This is a genomic window from Alteromonas sp. KUL106, from assembly GCF_009811415.1.
In the GTDB taxonomy this organism is placed as follows: Bacteria; Pseudomonadota; Gammaproteobacteria; order Enterobacterales; family Alteromonadaceae; genus Alteromonas.
The window spans coordinates 1-2,392 of sequence record NZ_BLIG01000040.1 but is presented as its reverse complement, the minus strand read 5'-3'; the positions used below and the strand labels follow the sequence as shown (position 1 = coordinate 2,392).

The following is a 2,392-nucleotide window of genomic DNA, read 5'->3' as shown; positions in this document are numbered from 1 at the left end:
GGACGCTACTGGGCTTGAACCAGTGACCCTCGCCTTGTAAGGGCGATGCTCTCCCAACTGAGCTAAGCGTCCGTCATTTTCAATACTTGCCTAAGCAAGTGGGGCGGTATTATAGAGTCGGTTCAGTTAGTGTCAACAACAAAATTAAAGAAAAATGTCCGTATGCCCGAATTTTAAACACTCTGGCTGTATCTTAACTAAATTGATGATAAGAGCGACGTTTTTAACACGTGTAGTCTTTTAGAAATACAAGTGAGAAATAAAAGTGGACAGACACTTAGTCACCTACAAAACAAAAAGGAAACAGAAAGGACAGACACACAACAAGAGAGTTAGAGTGGACAGACACACAAAATGCAAGAATTAGCGTGGATAGAAAGAGTTAGAGTGGACAGACACTCAAAGAGCGCGAATTAGAGCAAAGTAATAAGGGCAGACTTTTATGGAAAAGTAATGAAGTGTCTGTCCGTTCTGCCCTTGCCAACGTCAGAACGAGCAATTAAAAAATGGGATATAAAACTAACACGAGCAAGTGTGTGTCCACTGTCTTGCTTCCATTTTATTGTTTAATTAAACATTTTATTCGCTTACGAATTCTCAACTTACTTTTGAAGTAGCCCGGACACTGGTAGAATGCTTTCAATTTAAGAAACACATTAACAATAGAGAGTGACCATGTCGGTTGTTACACGATTTGCACCCAGCCCAACGGGCTATCTTCACGTTGGTGGCGCAAGAACTGCGCTGTATTCTTGGCTCTTGGCGAAAAGCAAAGGTGGTGAATTTGTTCTTCGTATTGAAGATACAGATGTCGAACGTTCCACTGATGAAGCTAAGCAAGCTATTTTAGACGGCATGCAGTGGCTGGGATTGACTTGGGACACAGGTCCAATTTATCAAACTCACCGCTTTGATAGGTACAAAGAGCTTATTCAAAAATTATTGGATGAAGGAAAAGCATACAAATGCTTTATGAGTTCAGAAGAGTTGGATGCCATTCGTGAAGCGCAAAAAGAGCGCGGAGAAAAACCTCGTTACCCTGGTACATGGAGAGATAGAACTGATCATCCTGAGGGGCAGTCTTTTGTTATCCGTTTCAAAACTCCTTTGGAAGGGAAAGTGGTCATTAATGACCATATTCGAGGAAAAATAGAAATTAGTAACACTGAACTAGATGATCTCATTATTCAGCGTTCTGATGGCACTCCGACTTATAACTTCTGTGTTGTCGTTGACGACTGGGACATGGGAATTACACATGTTGTTCGTGGTGAAGATCATATAAACAACACGCCTCGGCAAATCAATATTCTAGAAGCGCTCGGTGCACCCGTTCCAGAATACGCGCACGTTTCCATGATTTTAGGCGATGACGGTAAAAAGTTATCTAAGCGTCATGGTGCAGTAAGCGTAATGCAGTATCGAGATGATGGTTTTCTACCGCAAGCTTTGCTTAATTACCTTGTTAGGTTGGGCTGGTCTCACGGTGATCAAGAAATTTTTACCGTTGACGAGATGATTGAGAAGTTCAGCTTAGATGCTATTGGTCAGTCTGCTTCGGCATTTAATACAGAAAAGCTCATCTGGTTGAATCAACACTACATTAAGACACTGCCGGCAAGTGAAGTAGCGTCTCATGCTAAGTGGCATTTTGAAGAACTGAATGTTGATTTGACGACAGGTCCTGCTCTTGAATCTATCATTGCTATTCAAGCAGACAGGGTGAAGACGCTGAAAGAGTTAGCAGAGATCTCTACGTACTTTTATCAAGACTATGACGATTTTGAAGCGAACGCAGCGAAAAAACACCTTCGTCCGGTCGCTCGAGGTCCATTAGAGCTTGTTAAAGATAAATTAATGGCCATCGAAGAGTGGAACCCAGAAAATATTCAAGCTGCTATCAACAGTACCGCTGAAGAATTAGAAGTAGGTATGGGTAAAGTAGGTATGCCGCTGCGTGTAGCTGTGACAGGTGGTGGTAATTCACCGTCTCTGGATATCACGTTGAATCTTATCTCAAAAGAGAAAATTGGTGAGAGAATCGACAAAGCGCTTACTTTTATAGCAAACAGAGAAAATTCATAAAAAAAGCGTTGACATGACAGGGGGGGATGCCTAGAATGCGCCCCGCTGTCACGGAACAGTCACATAACACTGACTGATACATGACGGGGCCATAGCTCAGCTGGGAGAGCGCCTGCATGGCATGCAGGAGGTCGGCGGTTCGATCCCGCCTGGCTCCACCAAGACACTTTAAAAGTGACTTGTTATAGGCTGGAGTTTTATTAAACTTCGGATAGGAATTTCAGTAAGAATAAGGTCGCTCGGTTCGCAGAGCTCACCTCTACTTACAGAAATTTAGTGAAGCTTCGCTTCACTGAACAAAATTTCT

Annotated in this window: 1 protein-coding gene and 2 tRNA genes; 2 read left to right on the top strand and 1 reads right to left on the bottom strand. The window is 42.8% G+C overall.

What is annotated here, in order from left to right:
• Window positions 1-72: transfer RNA gene (locus GVO63_RS14385), tRNA-Val, on the bottom strand.
• A gap of 603 nt (window positions 73-675) precedes the next feature.
• On the opposite strand from GVO63_RS14385, the gene gltX reads away from it, so the two are divergent.
• Entirely contained in the window at window positions 676-2,085 is a 1,410-nt protein-coding gene (gene gltX, locus GVO63_RS14380) for a glutamate--tRNA ligase (RefSeq protein ID WP_159580787.1), read from the top strand.
• A gap of 85 nt (window positions 2,086-2,170) precedes the next feature.
• Window positions 2,171-2,246 (top strand) — tRNA-Ala (locus tag GVO63_RS14375).
• The last annotated feature ends 146 nt before the right edge of the window (window positions 2,247-2,392 follow it).